General features: G+C 74.0%; 15 protein-coding genes. 7 read left to right on the forward strand and 8 right to left on the reverse strand.

What is annotated here, in order from left to right; all coding sequences use genetic code 11:
- Positions 1 to 401: 401 nt before the first annotated feature.
- From bioB to ACIPYS_RS05185, 5 genes are all read left to right on the forward strand, one after another.
- Positions 402 to 1,703: a biotin synthase BioB gene (bioB, locus tag ACIPYS_RS05165; protein WP_400743293.1), complete on the forward strand. Its 1,302-nt coding sequence runs from the start codon at positions 402 to 404 to the stop codon at positions 1,701 to 1,703.
- A gap of 115 nt (positions 1,704 to 1,818) precedes the next feature.
- Entirely contained in the window at positions 1,819 to 3,123 is a 1,305-nt protein-coding gene (locus ACIPYS_RS05170; protein ID WP_400743296.1) for an adenosylmethionine--8-amino-7-oxononanoate transaminase, read from the forward strand.
- Positions 3,124 to 3,187: 64 nt separating this feature from the next.
- Positions 3,188 to 3,982 carry a dethiobiotin synthase gene (gene bioD, locus ACIPYS_RS05175; protein ID WP_400743975.1) on the forward strand — a complete coding sequence of 265 codons (795 nt, stop codon included), beginning with the start codon at positions 3,188 to 3,190 and terminating at the stop codon, positions 3,980 to 3,982.
- A 248-nt stretch (positions 3,983 to 4,230) separates the two neighbouring features.
- Positions 4,231 to 4,677 carry a hypothetical protein gene (locus tag ACIPYS_RS05180; protein ID WP_159425104.1) on the forward strand — a complete coding sequence of 149 codons (447 nt, stop codon included), beginning with the start codon at positions 4,231 to 4,233 and terminating at the stop codon, positions 4,675 to 4,677.
- Positions 4,678 to 4,880: 203 nt separating this feature from the next.
- Positions 4,881 to 5,630, forward strand: coding sequence for a BTAD domain-containing putative transcriptional regulator (locus ACIPYS_RS05185; RefSeq protein WP_400743300.1), 750 nt, complete (start codon positions 4,881 to 4,883; stop codon positions 5,628 to 5,630).
- 101 nt (positions 5,631 to 5,731) lie between these two features.
- Here ACIPYS_RS05185 and ACIPYS_RS05190 read toward each other — a convergent pair whose 3' ends face one another.
- The 7 genes from ACIPYS_RS05190 to ACIPYS_RS05220 all read right to left on the reverse strand — a co-directional run bounded on the left by ACIPYS_RS05190 (position 5,732) and on the right by ACIPYS_RS05220 (position 14,627).
- The gene (locus ACIPYS_RS05190; protein WP_093863381.1) at positions 5,732 to 6,667 is read right to left on the reverse strand and encodes a class I SAM-dependent methyltransferase; all 936 of its coding nucleotides are present in this window, start codon (positions 6,665 to 6,667) and stop codon (positions 5,732 to 5,734) included.
- Between the two features lie 22 nt (positions 6,668 to 6,689).
- The gene (locus tag ACIPYS_RS05195) at positions 6,690 to 8,873 is read right to left on the reverse strand and encodes a glycosyltransferase (RefSeq protein ID WP_093863380.1); all 2,184 of its coding nucleotides are present in this window, start codon (positions 8,871 to 8,873) and stop codon (positions 6,690 to 6,692) included.
- Positions 8,874 to 8,915: 42 nt separating this feature from the next.
- Positions 8,916 to 9,905, reverse strand: a complete 990-nt coding sequence (locus ACIPYS_RS05200; protein WP_400743305.1) for a UbiA prenyltransferase family protein — start codon at positions 9,903 to 9,905, stop codon at positions 8,916 to 8,918.
- A gap of 13 nt (positions 9,906 to 9,918) precedes the next feature.
- A complete protein-coding gene (locus tag ACIPYS_RS05205; RefSeq protein WP_286158664.1) occupies positions 9,919 to 10,950 on the reverse strand; it encodes an NAD(P)-dependent oxidoreductase in 1,032 nt (343 codons plus the stop codon).
- A 125-nt stretch (positions 10,951 to 11,075) separates the two neighbouring features.
- Positions 11,076 to 12,476: an aspartate aminotransferase family protein gene (locus tag ACIPYS_RS05210; RefSeq protein WP_400743308.1), complete on the reverse strand. Its 1,401-nt coding sequence runs from the start codon at positions 12,474 to 12,476 to the stop codon at positions 11,076 to 11,078.
- Complete coding sequence (locus ACIPYS_RS05215) at positions 12,463 to 13,509, reverse strand: lysylphosphatidylglycerol synthase domain-containing protein (protein ID WP_093863378.1); 1,047 nt, start codon at positions 13,507 to 13,509, stop codon at positions 12,463 to 12,465. Before ACIPYS_RS05215 ends, ACIPYS_RS05210 begins: the two co-directional genes overlap by 14 nt.
- Positions 13,509 to 14,627, reverse strand: coding sequence for a glycosyltransferase family 2 protein (locus ACIPYS_RS05220; protein ID WP_400743313.1), 1,119 nt, complete (start codon positions 14,625 to 14,627; stop codon positions 13,509 to 13,511). Before ACIPYS_RS05220 ends, ACIPYS_RS05215 begins: the two co-directional genes overlap by 1 nt.
- Positions 14,628 to 14,740: 113 nt before the next feature.
- Here ACIPYS_RS05220 and ACIPYS_RS05225 point away from each other — a divergent pair, with 113 nt between their 5' ends.
- Positions 14,741 to 15,901: an endonuclease/exonuclease/phosphatase family protein gene (locus ACIPYS_RS05225; RefSeq protein ID WP_400743316.1), complete on the forward strand. Its 1,161-nt coding sequence runs from the start codon at positions 14,741 to 14,743 to the stop codon at positions 15,899 to 15,901.
- Positions 15,876 to 16,541, forward strand: coding sequence for a hypothetical protein (locus ACIPYS_RS05230; RefSeq protein ID WP_400743319.1), 666 nt, complete (start codon positions 15,876 to 15,878; stop codon positions 16,539 to 16,541). The genes ACIPYS_RS05225 and ACIPYS_RS05230 overlap by 26 nt, the downstream gene beginning before the upstream one ends.
- A gap of 45 nt (positions 16,542 to 16,586) precedes the next feature.
- Here the strand turns inward: ACIPYS_RS05230 and ACIPYS_RS05235 are convergent, their stop codons facing one another.
- Positions 16,587 to 17,525 (reverse strand): aldo/keto reductase, encoded by a 939-nt coding sequence (locus ACIPYS_RS05235; protein ID WP_093863375.1) that lies wholly within the window; start codon positions 17,523 to 17,525, stop codon positions 16,587 to 16,589.
- Positions 17,526 to 17,576 lie beyond the last annotated feature (51 nt).

The raw sequence follows: 17,576 nt of genomic DNA on the forward strand, positions 1-17,576 counted from the left end.
TGTATGCAGGTCACGAGTGGTGGAGATCACGGGGTCGGGACGGCGGGAGCAGCGCGGGGAGGGCGACGGGAGCAGCGCGCGGAGGACGGCGGGAGCAGCGCGGGGAGGCCGCCGGGAGGGGCTCGGGAAAGCACCGGGAGGGCCGTCGGAACGGGCCCCGAAATGGGCCCCGGAACGCACTCCCGAACGCACCCCCGAACACGCTCCGGAACGGGCACCGGAACACGCTCCGCAGCGGTCGCCGGAAGGACCTCCCGGAGGGCCGCCGGGACCTTCGTCCACGACGTGACCGGCGCCACTACCGTGAGCTTCGACACTGTGACAACTCGCACATCCTCCCCGGGATCTTCTGGTGGGTTTCCTCTGGCGTCCGTCGCGGCCCAGCAGGCAGGATCAGGCCCATGGATCTGCTCGATACCCTCACCGCCAAGGGCCTGCGTGGGGAGACCCCCACCCGCGAGGAGGCGCTCGCCGTCCTCGCCACCACCGACGACGAGCTGCTCGACGTGGTCGCGGCCGCCGGGCGGGTGCGCCGGCGGTGGTTCGGCCGCCGGGTCAAGCTCAACTACCTGGTGAACCTGAAGAGCGGGCTGTGCCCGGAGGACTGCTCCTACTGTTCGCAGCGGCTGGGCTCCAAGGCCGAGATCCTGAAGTACACGTGGCTCAAGCCGGGCCAGGCCGCCGAGGCGGCGAAGGCCGGCGTGTCGGGCGGCGCCAAGCGGGTCTGCCTGGTGGCGAGCGGCCGCGGCCCGACGGACCGTGACATCGACCGGGTGACCGACACCGTCGCGGCCATCAAGGAGGCCGACCCGGCGGTGGAGATCTGCGCCTGCCTCGGCCTGCTCTCGGACAACCAGGCGGAGCGTCTGAAGGCGGCCGGTGTCGACGCCTACAACCACAACCTGAACACCTCCGAAGGCACTTACGGCGACATCACCACCACCCACACCTACGCGGACCGGGTGGACACCGTGCAGAAGGCGCACGGCGCCGGCCTGTCGGCCTGCTCGGGCCTGATCGCGGGCATGGGCGAGAGCGACGAGGACCTCGTGGACGTGGTCTTCGCGCTGCGCGAGCTGGGCTCCGACTCGGTGCCGGTGAACTTCCTCATCCCGTTCGAGGGCACTCCGCTGGCGAAGGAGTGGAACCTGTCGCCGCAGCGCTGCCTGCGGATCCTCGCCATGGTGCGGTTCGTCAACCCGGACACCGAGGTCCGGATCGCCGGCGGCCGCGAGGTGCACCTGCGCAGCATGCAGCCGCTGGGCCTGCACCTCGCCAACTCCATCTTCCTGGGCGACTACCTGACCAGCGAGGGCCAGGCCGGGCAGACCGACCTCGACATGATCGCGGACGCCGGGTTCGAGGTCGAGGGCATGGGCGAGAGCACCCTGCCCCGGCACCGGGCGGACATCGCGGCGGCGGCGACCGGCGGTTGCGGCAGCGGGGCCACGGCCGGCCCGGGCGGCGGCTGCGGCACGTCCGTCCTGTCCGGCGAGAGCGCCGGGTCCGCCGTCGGCGGCGGCTGCGGGACGGGCGGCGGCTGCGGCCCGTGCGGCGGCCACGACCACGCGGCGCCGGCGGCGAGTGCCGACGAGGCCGACGACACCGCCGGGGCCGTCCCCACGGGCTCCGACGAGGTGCGCACCGACCTGGTCCGGGTCCGCCGCCGCGGCGCCGGGACCGAGCTGGCTCCGAACGCCTGACGCCCCCGGCCCACACCGGACCGGCACGAACCGGACCGGCCTGGCACGACCCGGTTCGGCCCGGCACGAACCGGGCCGGACCGGCCCCCACCGCACCCCGGAAAGTCCTCTCCCCATGACCCAGCTGTCCACCGACACCCTGATCGCGCTCGACCGGGCGCACGTCTGGCACCCGTACGGGCCGATGCCCGGCACCGCCACCCCGTACGTGGTGGAGTCCGCCTCCGGCGTCCGGCTGCGGCTGGCCGAGCCGGTCGCGGGCGGGCGGCGCGAGCTCGTGGACGGAATGTCCTCCTGGTGGGCGGCGATCCACGGGTACGGGCACCCGGTGCTGGACGAGGCGGTGCGCGGGCAGCTGGGGCGGATGAGCCACGTCATGTTCGGCGGGCTCACCCACGAGCCCGCCGTCCGGCTGGCGGCCACCCTGGTGGAGATCACTCCGGAGCCGCTACGGCACGTGTTCCTCGCCGATTCGGGCTCGGTGGCCGTCGAGGTCGCGATGAAGATGTGCCTGCAGTACTGGCAGTCCGTCGGGCGGCCGGAGAAGCGGCGGCTGCTCACCTGGCGCGGCGGCTACCACGGGGACACCTTCCACCCGATGTCGGTGTGCGACCCGGAGGGCGGCATGCACCAGCTGTGGGGCGGGGTGCTGCCGCACCAGGTGTTCGCCGCCGAGCCGCCGGCCGGCTTCGACGCCCCGCTCGACGACGCGTACGCCCGGGCCTTCGAGGAGCTGGTGGAACGCCACGCCGGCGAGCTGGCGGCGGTGATCGTGGAACCGGTGGTGCAGGGCGCCGGCGGGATGCGCTTCCACTCCCCCGCCTACCTCCGGATGCTGCGCGAACTGTGCGACCGGCACGGGGTGTTGCTCGTCTTCGACGAGATCGCCACCGGGTTCGGCCGCAGCGGCGAGCTGTTCGCCGCCGACCACGCGGGTGTCGCCCCGGACGTGATGTGCCTCGGCAAGGCGCTCACCGGCGGCTACCTCACCATGGCGGCCACCCTGTGCACGGCGGAGATCGCGGACGGCATCAGCCGCGGCACGGTGCCGGTGCTGGCCCACGGGCCGACGTTCATGGGCAACCCGCTGGCGGCGGCGGTCGCCAACGCCTCGATCGACCTGCTGCTCGGGCAGGACTGGGCGACCGAGGTGAAGCGGATCGGCACCGGGCTGGGCGCGGGTCTGGCGGACGCCGCCGCGATGCCGGGGGTCAAGGACGTCCGGGTGCTCGGCGCGATCGGCGTCGTGCAGCTGGACCACCCGGTGGACATGGCGGCGGCGACCGAGGCCGCCGCACGGGAGGGTGTCTGGCTGCGCCCGTTCCGGGACCTCGTCTACACCATGCCGCCGTACATCACCGGCGACGAGGACGTGGCGCGGATCGCCCGGGCCGTCACGGCGGCGGCGGCCGCCGGCTGAGCGCGGGGCGGCGGACACCACGATGGACGGGAACAGGAGCGGGACCATGGGCAGGGACGGGGACATGAGCGGCGACGCGGGCAGGCACACCGACGGCGGCACGGGCGGACGCGTGCTCTTCGTGACCGGGACCGGCACCGAGGTCGGCAAGACCGTCACCACGGCGGCCGTCACGGCCGCCGCCCTGCGGGCCGGTCTGCGGGTCGCGGTGCTCAAGCCCGGCCAGACCGGGGTCGCCCCCGGCGAGCCGGGCGACGCCGAGGAGGTCCGCCGGCTGGCCGGGCCCGCGGCGCCGGCGCCGGACGCCCTCACCCTGTGCGAACTCGCCCGCTACCCCGAGCCCTTGGCGCCCGACACGGCGGCCCGCCGATCGGGCCTGCCGTGCCTGGCGGCCGAGGACGTGGCGAAGGAGGTCGCGGCCCTGGCCGAGCGGCACGACCTGGTGCTGGTGGAGGGCGCCGGCGGGCTGCTGGTCCGCTACGACGAGCGGGGCCGGACGCTCGCCGACCAGGCCCGCGCGGTGCGTGGACTCGGCCTGCCCGCCGAGGTGCTGCTGGTGGCCACGGCCGGTCTCGGCACGCTGAACACCACCGCGCTCACCGCCGAGGCGCTGGCCGCGCGCGGTCTGCCGCTGCTGGGCGTGGTGGTCGGCGCCTGGCCGGACTCCCCCGGGCTCGCCGACCGCTGCAACCTCGCCGACCTGCCGCGGGCCGCCGCCGGTGCGCCGCTGCTCGGCGCGCTGCCCGAACACGCGGGCCGGGCGGCGGACTTCACCGCGCTCGCGGTCGCCGCGCTCGCGCCCGCGCTGCACGGCGACTGGGACGCCGCCGCCTTCACCGCCGAGCACGGAGCCGGCTGAACCGCGGACGGCCCGGCTCCCGCCGGTCGGGAGAAAGCGCACGGCCGACCGACACCGACGGCCGACGAACACCCACGGCCGGAGAGCGCCCGCGGCCGACGACGCGCGAGCCCGACGAACGCCCACCGCCCGCGACCCCGCACGGCCCCCGGCACTCCCGGAGGAGGAACCGCGCCGTTTCCCTCGATCGGGTGAGATCCCGCCCCGGCCCCGCCCCCGGCCCCCGGACGCTCAATACGGTTCTCCGCATGACGGATGGCCTGATGGTGGACGAGGCCCTGCGGGCCCTGGCCGCGCTCGAAGCGGCTTGGAAGGACGACGACGAGGCCCTGGCCGCGCTGGCCGCCGGGGGGCCGACCGAGCAGCCGCTCGCCGCGCTGGTCGCGCGCTACGGCGAGCACGCCGTCGACACGCTGATGGCGCTGGCCTTCGGCCTGCGGTCGAGCATGACCGACGAGGAGCTCGCCGAGCTCACCGACGCGGTGAGTTCCAACATCGGCGCCCGGATGAGCGCCCTGCTCACCCGGACCCTGCGCGCGTGGGGCGAGACGGCCGGGGACGACCTCGGTGTGGTCAAGGTGATCGCGCACGCGGTGATCGACGCCATGCGGGCCGTCACCGAGGAGCCGAGCAAGACCGATGTGCTGCCCCTGCTCGCCACTTTCCGTACCTACGCGCTGAGCGACAGTCCCTGACGGTCCGTCAGTCGCGCGGGTTCCCGGCCGCCGCGGCGGGCGGTCCGGGCGGGGCCCGATCCGGCCATCCGGCGGCCTTGAAGTGCCCTTGACACCCTCAAAGGTCTATACCATGCTGCCATCCGGCGCCCGGACGGCGGAGTCTCCTCCGCTTCCGCGGCGCCATTTCGGCGCAGGTGAGAGCGACGAACGGGGGCTGTATCGTGCTGGTGCACATCCTGGGACCACTCCAGGTCGACGTCGACGGAAAGCCAATACCACTCGGGGGACGGCGCAGCCAACTCGTGCTGGCGACCCTCGCCCTGACACCCAACTGGGTCGTGCCGCTGGACCGGCTGGTGGACAACCTGTGGGGCTCCGCGCCACCGGCCAGCGCCCGGACGCAGATCCGGATCTGCGTCTCGCAGCTGCGCCGCGCGTTCGCCGACGCGGGCGCGCCACCGGTGATCGAGACCCATCCGAACGGCTACCGGCTCCGGCTCGGGCCGGGCGAGCTGGACGCCACGCTGTTCAACGAGGAGGTCGCCCGCGCCCGGTTGCGGGCCGCCGCCGGGCACCTCCCCGAGGCCGCCGCCGTCCTGCGGCAGGCCCTCGCCCGGTGGACCGGGCCGGCCATGGCGGGGCTGGACTGCCCGCCGCTGGAGTCCTGGGCCCGGCGGCTGGAGGAGAACCGGCTGCGCGCGGTCGAGGAACGGGTGCGGCTGGAGCTGGCCCTCGGCCGGCCCGGGGACCTGGTCGGCGAGCTGCTCGAACTGGTCTCCGCGCACCCGTTCCGCGAGCACCTGCACGCCCTGCTGATGCAGGCCCTGCACCGCTCCGGACGGACGGTGGAGGCGCTCGGCGTCTACCGCACGCTGCGCGCCCAGCTCGTCGAGGAACTGGGCCTGGAGCCGGGACCGGAGCTGCGGACGCTGGAGCAGGACATCCTCAACGGCGCCTGCCCGGCCTCCTGAGCCGTCCGTCCGGCCCCCGGGCCCCGCCCGTTCGCGCCCGGCCCGCCGGGCCCCTGGCCGTCCGCCCGAGCGGCCCGCCGCAGCCACCCGCCCGGGCCGGCTCAGCCGGTGTGGCGCCACCAGAACGACCCGGGCTCGTAGTGCTCGGTGACCCCGAGCCTGCGCCAGAGCGGCTCGGCGATCCGCCGCAGCTCCGGGTCGGCGTGCACGAAGGCGTCCGGCAACTCGACGTCGAACCGCCCCGGAGCCGCCGTCAGCAGCGCGGCCAGCAGGTACTGCTCGGAGTAGTGGCGCCAGCGCCAGGAGGTCGGGTAGTCCGCCGGGAGCATGATGTCGTGCACGTGGACGATCACCCCGGGCCTGAGCACCGGCAGCACCTCGAAGAAGAACACCGCGACGTCCGAGCCCATGTGGAGCCGGTGCGACCCGTCGAAGAAGACGATGTCGCCCGGCTCCAGCTCGCGGAACACCGCGAGGTCGGCGTGCTGGAGCGGGGTGCGGACCACCTCGTCGCAGAGCCGGTCGACGGTGGCGCGCGGGGCCGGGTCGATCGAGGTGATCCGGGTGCTCAGCCCGAGGTCCTCGACGGCCCGGCGGGCGAACTTGGTGGAGTTGCCGGAGCCGATCTCCAGGTAGCGGGCGGGCCGCAGCTCGGCCAGGAACCCGTACAGCGACAGCGCGTCCAGCGGCGGCAGCCAGCCGTTGTTCCAGTACGGGGTGGAGCCGGCCGCGGTGCCCCGCAGCGGGATCCCGCTCAGCGCGTCGCCCAACTCCACGAAGCCGGCCAGCCGTTCCGCGTAGCGCTCGCGGTTCTTCTCCAGCAGGTCCCGGACCTCGGTGAGTTCGGCCCGGGGCTCGGGGGTGACCACATGGTCCCAGAACAGCGGCTTGCGCAGCCCGAACGCCCACAGGGTGAGGCCGTGCAGCACCGGCCGCTCACCGAGCCAGTCCACCGGCCGGCGCAGCGCGGGCAGGCGCTCCAGCAGTTCGACGCCGGAGGCGGTGCGGACGGCGGTCCGCAGGTCCTTGAGCACCATGTCGTTTCCTTTCGGGGGGAGTTCAGAGCGAGAGCCAGAGGTCCTGGAGCCGGTGTTCGGAGATGCCCTCGGCGGAGCGGAAGTCGTAGCGGTGCACCTTCACCGGGCCCCGGGTGAAGCTCCAGTCCAGCCGCCAGAGCGGGTAGGGGCGGTTGATCGCGCTGTCCCAGTCGAACCCGGCGGGCGCGGAGAACTTCCAACTCAGCGGCAGGAAGTCATTGTTGGCGCGAATCGCGTCGTCCGCGAGCGATCGGATCCCGTCCAGGTCGCGCATCGCGGGGCTGGCGTTGAAGTCGCCGGCGACCAGCGTCCGGTTGGGGTTCCCCTTGAGCTCCGTCTCCAGGCCCCGGATCTCCTCCTGGCGCCAGGCGAACTTGCGCTTGAAGTAGGAGTCGAAGTCGAAGCCCGAGAACGGGTCGAGGTCGGGGGCCAGCGGCACGGTGACGTGCACGTTGTAGACGCTGAGCACGGTGGCGCCGACCTGGAGGTCGGTGCGCATCACCTTGTCGCGGGCGAAGATCCGGCTGAACGAGGCGTCGGGTCCGAGAGCGGCTCCGGTGCCGACGGAGCGCTGCTCGAGGATCGGATAGCGCGAGACGGTGAGCAGTTCGCCGGTGCGGGCGATGTGGTAGCCGGGGAACTCGGCGGCGAGCCGGGCGTCGTCGTCGAGCCGCCGGTAGCCGTCCTCGCCGAGGCCGGGCTGCCAGACCACGTGCTCCTGGAACAGGTACACGTCGGCGTTCTGGCGGTGGATCAGGTCGTAGAGCCGGTCGACGCCGGTGGACGCGGCCCAGTACTGGGTGTTGAAGGAGACCACGTGCAGTGCCCCGGGCGGCACCGGCCGCTCGCCGTGCCACAGGGCGGGCCAGTTGAGGCCGGAGCCGGTGGTGAGGCCGAGCAGCAGCGGCGGCAGGGCGAGCCCGAGGGCCCAGCCCCGGCGGGGACCGCAGGCGCCCGCGGCGGCGAGCAGCAGGAACAGCGGCACGGCGACGAGGAGCACCGGCGGGACGGCGTCGAACAGGATCGCCCAGTGCCAGCGGCCGCTGACCGACCAGCGGAAGAAGGCGTAGAGCAGCCAGGCGCCGGTGAGGCCGACCAGGGCGCGGCCGTACCAGGTGCGCAGCCGGCGGGCGATCCGCCGGGCCCGGGTGGGTTCCGGCTCCGGGTCCGGCCGCGACACCGGGCCCGGCACCGGTTCCCCGACCGGGCCGTCCTGCCGGTACATCCGGCGGAAGCGCCGGCTGACCGCGAACTGGGCGACGCCGGCGGCGAGTCCGGCGGTGACGACGGCGTTCAGCAGGAGGTGGCAGAGGGTGAAGAAGGCGAGGAAGCGGTAGCCGCGTTCCTGGCGGACGAAACGGTACTGCCCGAGGTCGGTGAGGACGAAGGCGGCGAGCAGCAGGGCGGTGGCGAGCGCGGCCGCCGGCTCCAGGACGATCACGGGCAGGCTCAGCAGGGTGAGCGCGGCGAGCACCGAGGCGAGGGCCCGTCCGGGGGTCTCCATGCCCTGCATCGCGCGCCCGCGGTCGAGGTAGAACGGCACCCGCAGCCGGCTGCGCACGAAGGCCTTGCGCAGCAGCGGGCGGATCCGGTTCTCGTCGGAGAGCCGGCCCCGGACGCGCGAGGTGAGCAGCATGGGGTGGCGGGCGGCGAGCCGTTCGGCGTGGTCGATCTCCTCGGTCTGGCGCAGTGCCGGGTTGAACGGTCCGGCTTCCAGGAAGGCGGTGCGGCGGACGGCGCCGAGGGCGTAGAAGCCGCCGCTGACGAGTCCTTCGGCGCTCTTGCGCCAGTAGTGGTACTGGAGGATGCGGTACTGGCCGACGGGGCCCTCGGGGAACAGCGGTTCCTTGTCGGGGACGCCGAACACGGCGCCGTACTCGGGGTGTTCGGCGAAGACGGCGACGGCTTCGGCGACGGCGTCGGGGTGCATCGCGAGGTCGGCGTCGAGGAAGAGGACGATGTCGCCGGTGGCGTGTTCGACGCCGAGGTTGCGGGTGGCGCCGGGTCCGCCGTTGTGTTCGGCGCGGACCAGGGTGACGGGGTGGGCGGCGGCGAGCGCGGCGGAGTCGTCGGTGCTGGCGTCGTCGACGACGATCACCTCGTGCACGGGGTGGCTCTGGGCGAGGACGGAGCCGAGGCAGAGGTCGACGGTGCGGCTGTCGTTGTACATCGGCACGACCACCGAGACGAGCGGTGTGGTGGGCATGGCTCCTCGTTCGGAACGGCTGGAGGTCAACGGGCTCGTGTTTCAGGTGAGTTGGAACGTGAGCAGGAGGGCGGCCCAGAGCACGGCGGTGGCCAGCATGGCCCGGTCGCGCAGCAGGGTGTGCACGGGGTTGCCGCCCTCGGCGTGCACGACGACGATCTGCAGGTAGCGGAACAGGGCGAACAGGGCCAGCGGCGCGGTGAGCAGGGCGCCGGTCTCGTAGCCGGACTCGGTGCGCAGGTAGAGCAGGTAGCCGACGACGGTGAGTCCGGAGCAGAGCACCAGCACCAGGTCGAGGAAGTGCGCCGAGTAGCCGACCAGGGCGGGCCGGTGGCCGCTGCCGGCGACGCCGAGTTCGTGACGCCGTTTGCCGACGATGAGGACCAGGCAGAGGGTGAGCACGGTGAGGACCAGCCAGGCGGAGAGCGGGCGTCCGCTGGCCCCGTAGCCGCCGAGCAGACGGAGCACGAAGCCGGTGGCGACCACGAAGACGTCCAGCAGCGGGAGGTGCTTGAGCCGCCAGCTGTAGGCGGCGTTGACGCCGAGGTAGAGCAGGACGGGTGCGGCGACGCCCGGTCCGGCGACGGCCAGGACGGGCACCAGCAGGGCGGCGAGGAGCAGCGCGAGACCCACCGCGGTCCGCGGGGCGACCCGTCCGGAGGCGAGTGGCCGGTGGCGTTTCACGGGGTGGCGGCGGTCTCGTTCGATGTCGGCGAGGTCGTTGACGACGTAGACGAGCGAGGAGGCGAGGACGAAGGCGGCGACGGCGACGGCGATCCGGGCGCTCGTGTCCCGGGCAAGGTCGGCGCCGAGCAGGGGCAGCGGGACGACCAGGATGTTCTTGGGCCACTGGCCCGGCCGGAGCAGGGCGAGCGGTGCGGGCAGCCGGGAGGGTCCGGCGGTGCGGCGGGCGGGCCCGGGCGGTCCTTCGGGGCCGGGCGGTCCGGCGGACCCGGGCGGTCCTTCGGGGCCGGGCGGTCCTTCGGGGCGGGCCGTCTCGTGCTGCGAGCTCTGTTCGCTCAGGGAGGTCATGGCGGAGCGCTCCTCAGAAGAAGATCTTCACGGCGGACAGCAGTCCCTGGCTCCACGGGTCGCGGCTGGTGCGGCCCGCGTCGGGGCCGCCGGTGCGCGGGGCGGCCGGGGTCTCGTGCCGGGCGGTGCGCCACCAGTCGTAGGTGCGCAGGACGGCGTCCCGGTTGGAGAGCTTGGGGTCGAAGCCGAGCCGGTCGCGGGCCTTGTCGATGGAGACGTAGGAGTCGGCGGTGAGCTTGTGCAGCAGGCGTCCGTAGACGGGCGAGAGGCCGGCCCGTTGCAGGGTGTCGAGCACGGCGAGGGCGGGCCGGGCGGGCAGTCCGACGACCCGCTTGCCGTGGCCGGCGGCGTCCAGGACGGCCTGGAAGTCCTCGCGCAGGGTGCCGAACTCGGCGGCGGCGAGGTTGTAGGTGTCGTTGGCGAGGTGGTCGGGGGCGTGCAGGACGGTGACCACCGCGTCCACCAGGTCGTCGATGCCGAACATCTGGGTGCGGACGTCGCCACGGCCGAGCACGGGGAAGTTGCGGCCCTCCTCGGCCCATTCGAAGAGCATCGCGAACAGGCCCATCCGGCCGGGGCCGACGAAGGTCTTGGGCCGCAGGATCGGGACGCACAGGCCGTCGGCGCGGTGGCGTTCGGCGATCTCCTCGGCGGCGGCCTTGGCCCGGCTGTAGGTGTCGACGGGTTCGCGGGGGTGGGTCTCGGGGGTGGGGACGCGGCGGGGCAGGCCGTAGACGGCGGTGGAGGAGATGTGCACCACGCGGGGGGTGCCGGCGGCGCGGGCCGCGGCGAAGACGGTGCGGGTGCCGTCGACGATGATGGAGCGGATCTGCTCGTCGGGGTAGCTGGGGAGGGCTGCGGCGGCGTGCACCAGGATGTCGGCGCCGCGCAGGCCGCGGTCGAGGGCGGCGCGGTCGCGGATGTCGCCGACCACCTCGACGCCGGGACCGGGGCGCAGGTCGATGCCGCGCACGTGGTGGCCGTCGGCGGCGAGGCGTTCGGCGAGGCGCGAGCCGAGCATGCCGGCGGCGCCGGTGACGGCCACCGTGAGGCGGGGGCGGCTGCGGGGGCCCGTAGCGGTGTCGGCAGCGGTGGCGGTGTCGGCAGCGGTGGCGGTGGTCGTGTCGGCAGCGGTGGCCGTGTCGGTGCGGGCGTCGGGGCCGGTCGGGGTCACCACTGGGAGGTCACCTTCTGCTTGACGAAGCGGGTGACCAGGCGGCCGAGCCCCTCGTCGAGGACGGTGCCGAGGGCGTCCACGGTCCGCTCGACGTCGGCCGGTTCGGTGATCAGGGAGGGCCCGATGATCAGCGGATTGAGGCCGTTGAGGGTGTAGTAGGCGAAGATACCGTGGTCCTGGTAGAGGGCGCTGATGACGGCGCAGGTGACCAGCTTGGTCCGGAACCGGGGGTCGCGCGCCATCCCGCCGGGCGCGAGCTTGGCGACCAGGTCGAGGATCCGCGGCCCGCCGTCGATGAACACCCCCCACAGCGCGCCCGCGCCGTCCACCCGGGCGACGGTGTCCGGGTGCTCCTTCGCGAGCCGCCGCAGTCCCGGTTCGAGGACGGCGCCGATCGCCCGGGCCCGGGCCGGGTAGTCGTCCTCGATCGCGATGTTGACGGCCTCCAGGGCGGTGGCGCACTCTTCGCCGAAGCCGTAGTAGGTGGTCGAGGTGGACTGCAGCAGGGCGTCGCCCAGGTTGTCGTAGGCCTTGCGGAAGACGGGTTCGCGGGCGACGAACGCCGAGATGGAGGACTTGCCGCCGCCGAAGGACTTCGAGGTGGTGAGCACGTCCGGCAGCAGGCCCGGGTAGCGCATGAAGTGGAACAGGGTGCCGGTCTTGCCCCAGCCGGTGTAGATCTCGTCGAAGATCAGCACGATCTTCTCGCGGTCGCACAGCTCGCGCAGTCCGCGCAGGAACTCCTCCGAGCAGGCCTCGATGGTGGAGGCGCTGAACGGCTCGATCAGGATCGCGTAGACATCGCCGGGGTGGGCTGCCACAGCGCGCCGCACGGAGGCGAGGTCGTTGTAGGTGAAGGTGTCGATGCCGGGGATGGTGGGGAACGCGAACTGCGTCTGCCCGGTGAGGCCGCCGGAGCCGAGGAGCTTGCCGTGGAAGGCCCGGTCGGCGCGCAGCACCGTCCGGCGCTTGCCGTTGTGGTACTTGAACGCGAGCTTGACGGCGCCCTCGACCGCCTCGGCGCCGGAGTTGGGGAGGAAGGACATCGACAGGTCGCCGGGCAGCAGCTCGGCGAGGTTGTGGCCGAGGGCGGCGAGGTAGGGCGAGAAGTAGGTCTTGTGGACCTCCATCCGGCGCTCGCGGGCGAAGCGCTCCCGGACGGCGAGGATCCGGGGGTGGTTGTGGCCGTGGTTGAGCACGCCCACACCGCCGGTGACGTCCAGGATCCGTCGGCCGTCGGTGAGGGTGAGGTGGGCGCCCTCGGCGTGCGCGACCAGCTCGCGGCCGAAGCCGAAGGAAGTCATCAGCGAGACCTGGCTCTTGTTCACGTACCGGCGGTAGAGGTCGTGCACCTCGCCGACCTCGAAGCGTTCGGCGTCGTCAAGGGTGTACACGGGAGTCTCCGATCGGAGTGGGGGCGATGGAGGGAGCGGCGGTGGGAGCGGCGACAGGAGCGGCGGTGGGAACGGTCGTGGGAACGGGGCTGTCGGCGTCGGTACGGGCGCCCGGGGCGCCGAGCCGGGCCCGGGCGAGCGCCAGGACGACGGCGGAGCTGCCGAGTTCGGCGACCACGCAGACCACCCGGCTGGCGACGGCCGCCGTCGCCGCGGTGCCGTCGGGCAGCGCGGCCGCGAGCGCGGCGGCGATGGTCAGCTCGCGCACGCCCCAGCCGTCGGGGACCACCACGGCGAGACTGCTCACCACCGTGGCGAGCGCGAACGCCCCGATCGCCGGCCCGGCGGAGGACCCGGCGGGCGCGCCGAGGGCGATCGCCAGGAACCACAGGTGCAGCCCGGACACCAGCCAGGAGGCGACCGCCAGCGCGATCGCCCGGCGGACCGCGGCGTCCGGCGGCGGCTCCACCGTGCGGCGGGCCAGCCGGGCCAGCGCCACCACCGGCGCGGTCGCCAGGGCGGGCCTGGCCACGCAGGCGAGCAGGCCGAGGACGGGCAGGACCAGCCAGAACCACTGCCCCGGCAGGACGGCGGGCGCGGCGAACAGGCTGACGCAGGCTCCGGTGAGGACGGTCAGCGCGAGGCTGAGCAGATAGGCGGAGGTCATCGTGGCGGCCGGCACACCGACCGCGCGGCCGTGGGTGACATGGGTGACCACGCCCCACACCCGGCCGGGCAGGTACTTGGACAGCTGGCCGAGGAAGTAGATCCGGGCCGCGAGCAGACCCCGGACCGGTCCCGCCGTGCCGGGGGGACTGCCCGGCGGCGCGGGCACCAGCACCCGCCAGGCGTGCACCGCGAGCACCAGGCCGCCGACGTTGGCTGCCAGCGCGGCGAGCAGCGGCGGCACCGCGTCGGCGCGGGCGAGGGCGCGGGCGGCGACCGGGCCCTCGTGCCGCAGCAGCAGGCCGACACCGACCAGGGCGGCCAGCACGACGGCGGGGGTGAGGAGGGCGCGCAGGCGTTCCGCCATCAGTTCCGCTCCCCCGTCACCGGCGCCGGCTCTCCCGTCACCGGCGGTGCCGTCCGCCGCGTCGGCGCGACCGCGGCAGCGCCCGGTGCCGCCCCCGGTACCGCGCGCCGCCCCGGCCGCAGCATCCGCAGGGCGCCGACGCCCGCGCCGGCCAGCAGCGAGCCGACGACCAGGAAGTGCACGCCCGCCGCGTACGGCGCGAACGCCGCCCCGTGCCGCCGGGCGGCGAACCGCAGCAGCCCCGCGTTGGCGGCGCAGAAGGCGGCCAGGCCGGCGACCGGCAGCACCGGCCACCGGCCGGCCAGCGGCAGCGCGGCCAGGGTGAACGCGGCCGACACGACCGAGGCCGGGCTGTTGGCGGTCAGGTTGCGCCGCCCGCCGCGCCGCGCCGAGGCCAGCGCGGGCACCAGCACCAGCGCGCGCCGGTAGGTCTCGGCGAGCAGCGGGCCGAGCCGTTCGACCTCGTCGTGGTGGGCGACGATCCGGTCCGTCAGCACGATCCGGTAGTGCGGGGCCAGCCGGTCGCTGAGTTCGAGGTCCTCGGAGTCGCGCAGGCTCTCGTCGAAGCCGCCGATCCGCTCGAACACCTCGCGCCGCACCGCCGCCTGGGCGAAGAACGCCGTCTCCACCACACCCGCGCCGCGCACCCGCCACCAGTGCGCGTGCAGCACCCGGTAGCGCTCCACCGGTCCGTCGTCGAAGAGTGGTTCCGGGGCGATCACCCCGTGCACGCAGCCGCATTCCGGATCCTTTTCCAGGATTTCCAGCGCATTCGCCACCGAATCGGGCGTCAGGGCCTCGTCGGAATCCAGGAAGAAGATCACCTCACCGGTCGCCGCCGAAATTCCGGCATTCCGCGCGGCGGAAACCCCGCGATTCGGCCACTGCCGGATCAGCTCGCACGGCGGGCCGCCGGCCGGGCCACCGCCGGAGCCCCCGGCGGGGCCGCCGTCGACCGCGTAGGCCTCGGCGATCCGGGCGGTGGCGTCGGTGGATCCGTCGTCGACCACGATCACCTGGTGCGGCCGGTGGATCTGGGCGTACACCGAGTCCAGGCAGGCCGAGAGGGTTCTGGCCGCGTTGTGGGCCGGGACGACGACCGTCACGGAAAAGGTCATGGGCCAAGTTCAGGCGGACCGCGTATCGGGCGGATATCGTCCCCGTATCGGGGGTGTCCGGGTACTGGGCACCGGAATTCGGGTGCGCGGCCCGCCCTGCTACGCTCCGCCGCATGGATCCGGATTCCGTTTCCCCCCGTGCCCGGCACCGGCATTCCGCGGGGGTGCGCCTGCTGGTGGCCGCCACCGCGCTGTGGGCGGCGTTCCTGGCACTGGACCTGGTGGCGAACGGACGCTGGTGGTTCTGGCTGGTACCCGGGCTGGCGCCGCCGCTGCTGTTCCTCGCCGTGCCGGTGACGCTGCTCGCGCTGGCGTGGACACTGCCGGCCGCCGGCTCCGGCCTGCGGCGGTGGCTGGTGCCGGCGGTGGTCCTGCTGCTGGTCGCCGCACTGCCCCGGGCCGGCCTCAACTGGGCTGCCCTGAAGCCGGGTTCGACTGCCGCCGCGGCCGGTCCGGGGATCAGGGTGTTCTCCTGGAACACCGAGTACTGGGACACCACCGACGACCCGGACGCCTTCTACCGCTTCCTGCACGCCCAGGACGCCGACGTCTACCTCCTCCAGGAGTACCTGGCGTGGGTGCGCGGAACCCACACCCCGATCGACGAACTCGACCGGATCCGCCGGGAGTTCCCCGGCTACCAGGTGGTGGTGGCCGGGGAGCTGGTCACCCTCTCCCGGTTCCCGGTGCTCGCCGCACCGACCGTCGGCCCGGAGGTGGCGGCGGACGCGCCCTGGCCGGAGGTCTTCACCCGGCGCAAGGTGCTGCGCACCGACCTCGACGTCCGGGGCCGCGCCGTCTCCTTCTACAACGTGCACATCCCGGTCCAGGTGGACACCCGGGAGTCGCTGTTCGGCCGCGCCTTCTACCGGGTGGTGCGCGAGGCCGACGCGGCCCGGCGCGAGCAGTTCGCGGCCCTGGAGCGCGACACCGCCGCCAACTCCCGGCCGCTGCTGGTCGCCGGGGACTTCAACACCAGCCCGGCGATGGGCGACCTCGACCCGCTGCGCGCGCACCTGCACGACGCCCGGGCCGCGAGCGGCGACCTCTACCCCGGCAGCTGGGGCGGCATCCTGGGCGCCGACTGGTGGCGCCTCGACTGGGCGTTCACCAACGACGGGGCGGCGGTGGACCACTACGCCTTCGTCGACGACCGGGGGCTGTCCGACCACCGGGGCCAGGAGCTGCGGCTCTCGCTGCCGCACCGCAACCAGGACCGCTGTCGGTGGCACCTGCTTGAATCCTGGTGTGCACGACATCCGCGACACCCCTGACCCGACTCTCGAACTGCGGGCACTCCTCGCCCGACTGCCCGACCCGGCCGCCCTGCGCGACCGGTGCCGGGGGCTCGCGATGCTCGAAGCGATCCTCGGCCCCGTGTGGGGCGACCGCTACTACTCCTTCGACTCCCGGTGGGGCGACGGCCAGGAGCTGGCGTCGATGCGCGACGGCGAGGGCGACGACTGGTTCATGGTCTTCTCCGAGTCCGGCGTGTACGCCCGCGGCTTCGACCACACGGCGCCCAACGCCGCGCCGCGGCTGCTCCCCGAGGTGCCCGCCCCGTTCCGCTCGCAGACCGCGGAGCCGGCCTTCGGCGAGGAGGACGGCGTCCCGCTCGCCACCGTCTGCTTCTGGCACGGCACCGGCGACGACGACGTGTGGCAGGCGCCCTCGGCCGCGCCGACGGGCGGGGTGGAGCTGTTCGCCCTGCCGGCCGCCGCCGACCTGACGGGCGCCTACCTGGAGTGGGCCGAGGAGTACTACGAGCCCGAGCACGCCCCCGACCCGGCGGCGGTCGCCCACGTGCTCGCCCTGCGCCCGCTCACGGCGGCGGTCGTGGCGGCCATCGCCCCGGACGTCGACCTGGACGACCTCGCCGAGGACATCGCCGGGACCAGCTACCCGACGGCCTGAGCGGGCCGAAGCTCCCGGGGCCCGGCCGGGCCCCGGGAGCACTTCCTACAGCGCGGCCTCGTCCAGCCGCTTGCGCTGCTCCGCCGTCAGCGTCAGGTCGAGGGCTCCCAGCGCCTCGTCCAGCTGGGCGGTCCGGCTCACGCCGACCAGCGGCAGGATCCCCGCCTCGTGGTCGAGCAGCCAGCTGAGCGCCACCTGGTTGACGGTGGTGCCGGTCTCCTCCGCCACCGCGCGCAGGGCGGCGAGGCGCTTGGGCGTGCCCGGGTGGTCGTAGGCGGCGCCGATCTCGACGTCGTCGCGGGTGAGCCCGCCGGAGAGGATCGGGCTGTAGACCCAGAGCCGCAGGTCCCCCTCGGAGCGCACGTAGTCCAGGAGTTCGGACGTGACGTGCACGTGGGCGGAGGACAGCAGCGGCACGTCGAAGCGCGGCTGGAGGTAGGAGTAGCGGTACTGCAGGTGCGAGTAGCGCGGACCGTCGCCGGCGAGCGCGCGGGCCCGCTCCACCCGCCACACGGCGTGGTTGCTGGCGCCGACCGCCCCCGCCTTGCCGGAGGTCACCAGCTCGGCGAGGGTCTCCACGGTCTCGGCGAGCGGCACCGAACGGTCCTCGATGTGGGTCCAGTACACCTCGACACGGTCGGTGCCGAGGCGCCGCAGGCTGCCTTCGATGCCCGCCCGGATCGCCTTCTCGGACAGCCCCTCGGCCGCCTCCAGTCCGGCCCCCGGCACGGTGGGCCGGGCGCCGACCTTGGTGCTGATGACGACCTGGTCGCGGGCCTTGCGGCTGGCCAGCCAGCGGCCGATGACGGCCTCGCTCTCGTCACCGGTGGCACCGTCGAGCCAGAACGCGTAGTTGTTCGCGGTGTCGAGGACGGTACCGCCGCCCTCGACGAAGCGGTCCAGGATCCGGAACGAGGTCTCCTCGTCGACGATCGTGCCGAAGCCCAATGTGCCCAGGACGACGGTGCGCTGAGGAATGGTCATGAGTGTGGGTCCTCCCCGTAGTGGTCTGGACCATTCAAGACGCAATCGCGA

Origin of the sequence: Kitasatospora sp. NPDC089913, assembly GCF_044748625.1 — a bacterium.
Taxonomy (GTDB): Bacteria; Actinomycetota; Actinomycetes; order Streptomycetales; family Streptomycetaceae; genus Kitasatospora.

What these genes read in the sequence shown, in the direction of transcription:
- bioB (WP_400743293.1), top strand. Translation starts at nt 402, where the DNA reads ATGGATCTGCTCGATACCCTCACCGCCAAGGGCCTGCGTGGGGAGACC.
- ACIPYS_RS05170 (WP_400743296.1), top strand. Translation starts at nt 1,819, where the DNA reads ATGACCCAGCTGTCCACCGACACCCTGATCGCGCTCGACCGGGCGCAC.
- bioD (WP_400743975.1), top strand. Translation starts at nt 3,188, where the DNA reads ATGAGCGGCGACGCGGGCAGGCACACCGACGGCGGCACGGGCGGACGC.
- ACIPYS_RS05180 (WP_159425104.1), top strand. Translation starts at nt 4,231, where the DNA reads ATGACGGATGGCCTGATGGTGGACGAGGCCCTGCGGGCCCTGGCCGCG.
- ACIPYS_RS05190 (WP_093863381.1), bottom strand. Translation starts at nt 6,667, where the DNA reads ATGGTGCTCAAGGACCTGCGGACCGCCGTCCGCACCGCCTCCGGCGTC.
- ACIPYS_RS05195 (WP_093863380.1), bottom strand. Translation starts at nt 8,873, where the DNA reads ATGCCCACCACACCGCTCGTCTCGGTGGTCGTGCCGATGTACAACGAC.
- ACIPYS_RS05200 (WP_400743305.1), bottom strand. Translation starts at nt 9,905, where the DNA reads ATGACCTCCCTGAGCGAACAGAGCTCGCAGCACGAGACGGCCCGCCCC.
- ACIPYS_RS05215 (WP_093863378.1), bottom strand. Translation starts at nt 13,509, where the DNA reads ATGGCGGAACGCCTGCGCGCCCTCCTCACCCCCGCCGTCGTGCTGGCC.
- ACIPYS_RS05220 (WP_400743313.1), bottom strand. Translation starts at nt 14,627, where the DNA reads ATGACCTTTTCCGTGACGGTCGTCGTCCCGGCCCACAACGCGGCCAGA.
- ACIPYS_RS05225 (WP_400743316.1), top strand. Translation starts at nt 14,741, where the DNA reads ATGGATCCGGATTCCGTTTCCCCCCGTGCCCGGCACCGGCATTCCGCG.
- ACIPYS_RS05235 (WP_093863375.1), bottom strand. Translation starts at nt 17,525, where the DNA reads ATGACCATTCCTCAGCGCACCGTCGTCCTGGGCACATTGGGCTTCGGC.